The organism is Candidatus Pelagibacter communis (genome assembly GCF_001179945.1).
In the GTDB taxonomy this organism is placed as follows: Bacteria; Pseudomonadota; Alphaproteobacteria; order Pelagibacterales; family Pelagibacteraceae; genus Pelagilacustribacter; species Pelagilacustribacter ubique_A.
This window is the reverse complement of record NZ_CVSG01000023.1, coordinates 1-5,045: the sequence shown is the minus strand read 5'-3', so window position 1 is coordinate 5,045 and position 5,045 is coordinate 1. Positions and strand designations below refer to the sequence as shown.

At 30.4% G+C, this 5,045-nt stretch carries 7 protein-coding genes; 3 read left to right on the top strand and 4 right to left on the bottom strand.

Annotation, left to right across the window (positions count from 1 at the left end; all coding sequences use genetic code 11):
- The 3 genes from AMN78_RS00860 to AMN78_RS00850 form a co-directional block, all read left to right on the top strand.
- Positions 1–839, top strand: an 839-nt coding sequence (locus AMN78_RS00860) for a mechanosensitive ion channel family protein (protein ID WP_075533743.1), incomplete at its 5' end; no start/stop codon positions are given.
- Positions 839–1,135 (top strand): YggT family protein, encoded by a 297-nt coding sequence (locus AMN78_RS00855; RefSeq protein WP_075533742.1) that lies wholly within the window; start codon positions 839–841, stop codon positions 1,133–1,135. The genes AMN78_RS00860 and AMN78_RS00855, both read left to right, overlap by 1 nt.
- Positions 1,132–1,974 carry a bifunctional 5,10-methylenetetrahydrofolate dehydrogenase/5,10-methenyltetrahydrofolate cyclohydrolase gene (locus tag AMN78_RS00850; RefSeq protein WP_075533741.1) on the top strand — a complete coding sequence of 281 codons (843 nt, stop codon included), beginning with the start codon at positions 1,132–1,134 and terminating at the stop codon, positions 1,972–1,974. Before AMN78_RS00855 ends, AMN78_RS00850 begins: the two co-directional genes overlap by 4 nt.
- Here AMN78_RS00850 and AMN78_RS00845 read toward each other — a convergent pair.
- From AMN78_RS00845 to AMN78_RS00830, 4 genes are all read right to left on the bottom strand, one after another.
- A complete protein-coding gene (locus tag AMN78_RS00845; RefSeq protein WP_075533740.1) occupies positions 1,955–2,341 on the bottom strand; it encodes a phosphate-starvation-inducible PsiE family protein in 387 nt (128 codons plus the stop codon). The two genes, AMN78_RS00850 and AMN78_RS00845, sit on opposite strands and share 20 nt — an antisense overlap.
- A gap of 22 nt (positions 2,342–2,363) precedes the next feature.
- Positions 2,364–3,548, bottom strand: coding sequence for an argininosuccinate synthase (locus tag AMN78_RS00840; protein WP_075533739.1), 1,185 nt, complete (start codon positions 3,546–3,548; stop codon positions 2,364–2,366).
- Positions 3,549–4,049 carry an invasion associated locus B family protein gene (locus AMN78_RS00835; RefSeq protein WP_075533738.1) on the bottom strand — a complete coding sequence of 167 codons (501 nt, stop codon included), beginning with the start codon at positions 4,047–4,049 and terminating at the stop codon, positions 3,549–3,551.
- A 43-nt stretch (positions 4,050–4,092) separates the two neighbouring features.
- Positions 4,093–5,045, bottom strand: a 953-nt coding sequence (locus tag AMN78_RS00830; RefSeq protein WP_075533737.1) for an aldo/keto reductase, incomplete at its 5' end; no start/stop codon positions are given.

Below are 5,045 nucleotides of genomic sequence, written 5' to 3'. Positions count from 1 at the left end.
TTGTAGCTACTAGTTATCTAACTATTGAAACTCAAGCTGCAGATTTTTTAGAAACTATTAATCGTTCTTTAATTACAATTCTTATATTCTGGACCTTTCACCAAATCATTGGACCCTTTTCAACTGTTGTAAAATCAATTAGTGATTTACTTTCAAGGGATTTAGTCAATTGGATTATCAAAGCTCTAAAGGTCTTAATAATAATTCTAGGATTAGCGGCTGTTTTAGAACTTTGGGGAATTAAAATTGGACCAATTATAGCAGGACTAGGACTATTTGGTGTTGCCGTTGCACTTGGAGCACAAGATTTATTTAAAAATTTAATTTCAGGTATATTAGTTTTAGTCGAGAAAAGATTTAAAGTTGGAGATTGGATATACGTTGAAGATGTTATTGAAGGCACAGTTGAGTCAATAGGTTTTAGATCTACAGTTGTTAGAAGATTTGACAAATCTCTTGCAACAATTCCTAATTTTCAGTTTGCAGAAAAAGCAGTAATAAATAATTCTTTAATTACCAATAGGAGGATTAATTGGATTATAGGCCTAGAGTATAGAACAACAAGCAAACAATTAATTGATATTAAACAGCAGATAGAAAATTATATAAAAAATAGTGAATTATTTTCAAAATCAGAAAATACAATGCTTTCAGTTAAAATCGATCAATTCGCTGCAAGTTCAATAGATATTAAACTAATATGTTTTACTAAAACCAGAAAATACTTAGAGTGGATGAAGGTAAAAGATCTTTTAGCCCTTGAAATAAAAAATATAGTAGAAAAAAATAATGCGTCTTTTGCTTTTCCAAGTACATCAGTTTATGTGGAGAAAAATTAATGAAGTCGATATTAATTTTATTCGACAATATAGTTAACCTTTATATTTGGATATTAATTATTCACGTAATATTTAGTTGGCTGGTTGCTTTTAACGTTTTAAATACAAGTAATCGTTTTGTATATTCTGTTTTAGATGTTTCTTACAAACTTACAGCTCCACCTTTAAATTTTATCAGAAGATTTTTACCTAACTTAGGGTCTATAGATATCTCCCCAGTGATACTGATCTTGGGATTGATGTTTTTTAGGAATTTAGTTTTTGAAATGTTTGCACCAGGATTATTTTTAAGATGATTATTGATGGAAAAAAACAAGCAGAGATTATTAGAAATGAAATTAAAAAAGAAATTTCAGATTTAAAGAAAAAGAGCGGTAAAACACCTAGTCTTACAGTTATCTTGATCGGAGATTTTGCACCCAGTTTAATATACGTAAAGAATAAAGAAAAAAGTGCTAGAGAAGTTGGCATTAACTCTGAAATAATTAGATATCCAAAAAATGTGAGTGAAAAAGATATTTTAGAAAAAATTGAAGAGTTGAATAAAAACGATGAAATTTCTGGTATCTTAGTTCAGCTTCCTTTGCCCAGCCAGATAAGTAAGGAGAAAATTATAAATGCAATTAATCCATCCAAAGACGTAGACGGTTTTAATCCAATAAATGTTGGTAATCTTTCATCAGGTTATGACTCAATCGTTCCTTGCACACCTTTAGGATGTCTTTTATTGATTAAAAAAATAGAATCAAATTTAGCAGGCAAACATGCTGTTATAATAGGAAGATCTAATTTAAATGGTAAGCCAATGGCCCAATTATTATTAAAGGAACATTGCACAGTAACTATAGTTCATTCAAAAACAAATGATTTACAAAACGAGTGCCTCAAAGCAGATATTTTAGTAGCAGCCGTAGGAGTTCCTAATTTGATAAAAAAAGGCTGGGTAAAAAAAAATGCGATAGTTATAGATGTTGGTATAAATAAAGTAGGAGAAAAAATAGTAGGAGATGTAAACTTTGATGAATTAAAAGATAACGTTAAAGCAATAACTCCTGTTCCTGGAGGTGTAGGACCAATGACAATTGCATGTTTGTTAAAGAATACTTTAACGTGTTTTAAAGCTCGCTTGACCTAGACCTTTCAATTTTCAAATACTTACTATTTCTAAATCTTATAATAACTGTAGCAATCGCAACTATTAATATAGCTAGAGAAATATAAATCAGGTTGGCAGGATCACTTTCCTTATCTTGTAATATTATGAACCGAGCTAGCGCTGTAATAGCTATGATTAAAGGATATGTTATTCTTACTGATTGAGTTTCCCAGTAAGATCTTACTAAACCTATTACTTCTATGTAGATAAACATTAAAAGTAAATCAGCTAGTGTAATATCTTTGTTTTCGTACATTTCTTTCATTTCTAAAAAAAAGGCAATAATAGTTGATATAAGAACAACTATAACTGCAACTAATTGAATATTTCGAATCGAACTGTTCATCAGTTATTAATCTATCAAAAATTTAAGCTTTGTTTAACTGTTTAGAGTGAAATTTTATGAAATTTTCAACTTTTTTCTTATTAAATGTTTTATTTTCCTCAAAAGAAACTTTTTTCATTGAATAAGCTTTATTTTTTGTTCTTCTTGAAAGAATAGTTATATTACCTTTATATAAACTTAAAACTATTTCACCAGAAACTTTGCTTCTTTTTTGATCAATTAATTTTTGTAACTTTAATCTTTTTTTCGAATACCAATAACCGTTATAAACAAGCTCAGCATACTCTGGCATTATTCTCTCTTTCTTATGAGCAGTTTCTTTATCTAGAGTTACAGACTCTATAGCTCTATGTGCAGTATATAATAAAGTACCACCTGGAGTTTCGTAAACACCTCTAGATTTAATTCCAATAAATCTATTTTCGACTAAATCAACTCTTCCTATTCCATTTTTTCCAGCTAGAATATTCAATTTACTTAAAAGCTTTTCAGGATTTAATTTTTTACCATTTACCGCAATCGGGTCACTATTTTTAAAAGTAATTTTTACTTTCGTTGGTTTGTTAGGAGCTTTTTGCGGTGATACTGTTCTCTGATAGATAAATTCAGGAGCAGAGTTTTTTGGGTTTTCTAAAACTTTGCCTTCCGTCGAGGTATGAAAAATGTTGTCATCTACGGAAAATGGTGGTGCACCTTTTTTATCTTTAGGAATTGGTATTTTGTTTTTTTTAGCGTATTTAATTAAATCTGCTCTTGATTGTAATTTCCATTCTCTCCAAGGTGCTATAGTTTTAATCTTATTTTTACCAAAATATGCATATCCAAGCTCAAATCTCACTTGGTCGTTGCCTTTTCCAGTTGCGCCATGAGAAACTGCAAAAGCTTTAAATTTTTTTGCAATCTCAACCTGTCTTTTTGCAATTAACGGTCTGGCTATAGATGTACCCAATAAATATACCCCCTCATATACTGCATGAGCTCTTATCATGGGAAAAACATAATCTTTAACAAAGATATTTTTTAGATCTTCAATAATTATTTTCTTAACGCCCAATCTTCTAGCATTTTTTACAATTTTTTTTTTATCTAAAACTTGTCCAATATCAGAGGTGTAAGCTATTATCTCAGCATTATAGTTTTCTTGTAACCATCTTAAAATTATAGATGTATCTAAACCGCCCGAGTAGGCTAAAACAATTTTTTTCATTTAACTGCAAGTCTTTTTTGCTGTGTTGTATGCTTTTGTGAAACCCATCATTGAGTAGTGATCTGTAGTCTCAGCTCCTTTTGTAGTTCTTGCTTTAACAATTATATCTGTTGCTTTTTTCATAAGTTGAATAAATTTTTTTTCTTCTTGATCATCTAATAACCAAGCAAATTCTTTTTGAGAAAAAAATGAGTATCTTCTTTTCCCAGAGCTTGCAGTTACGCTAGATGTCTTATAATCGTGACCACTTGTCAAACTTACTTCATCTTTGATTTCTTCTGATGGCCTAAAAGTTACAAATAATTTAGATTTATCTCTTTTTACTGCTGCAGGTGCTCTTTTTGTAGGAACAGTTTGGGCGAAACAAATTTTACCTTTATCAGTCTCTGCTACAAAACTTTCCCAGTTTTTATATTTTCCAGTTGATCTAGGTGTTACGGCAAGTGAATTAGTAGAAAAAACAACTAAAATCAGAAATATAAAAATTTTTTTTAATAGCATATTTTATTTTTATACTAAAAATCATCTATTTCAATGCTTTGAATTAGGGAGATGGGTTTGGATTATTGTTATGAATCACATTAATCTTTTTCATAATTTCGTCTGACAGCTCAATATTAACACTGTCAATATTTTCTTTTAATTGGTCCATGGTTGTTGCGCCTATTATATTACTAGTAACAAAAGGCCTTGAGTTTACGAACGCCTGAGCAAGTTGCGCCATTGTCATATCGTATTCTTTAGCAAGTTTATGGTACTCTTCATAGGCATTCATAGCTAAAGGATTTAAATGTCTTTCCCATCCTTTGAACAAAGCTTGCCTAGAATTTTTCGGCATCTGACCATTTCTATATTTTCCAGAGAGAGCTCCTGTGGCAAGAGGGTAATAAACTAGAAGACCGCATTTTTCTCTTATTGAAATTTCAGACATGCCGATTTCGTAAGTCCTGTTTACTAAATTATAAGGGTTTTGAACTGACATCATCCTAGGTAAATTTTTATTTTTTGATAGTTCGATATATTTTGATAAACCATACGGTGTTTCATTTGACATACCAATGTATCTAATTTTGCCACTTTTGATAAATTTTTCTAGAGCCTTAAGTACACTTTCAAAACTATTCCAATCTCCTTCTTCACTGTCTAGGGTGTAATCTCTTCTTCCAAAAAAATTAGTAGATCTTTCAGGCCAATGTAATTGATACAAATCAATATAATCTGTTTTAAGTCTTTTCAAACTCCCATTGATCGCTTCACCTATTGATTTTTCATCAAAATTATTTCCACCACCTCTTATCCAATTGCATCCCGGGCCTGCTACTTTAGTAGCTAGAATTATTTTTTCTCTATTTTTTCTTTTTTCAAACCAGTTTCCAATTATAGTTTCAGTCTTACCGTAAGATTCAGAATTGGGTGGTACGGAATAAAGTTCTGCCGTATCAAAAAAATTTATTCCACTCTCTAAGGAATAATCCATTTGTTCGAATGCATCTTTTT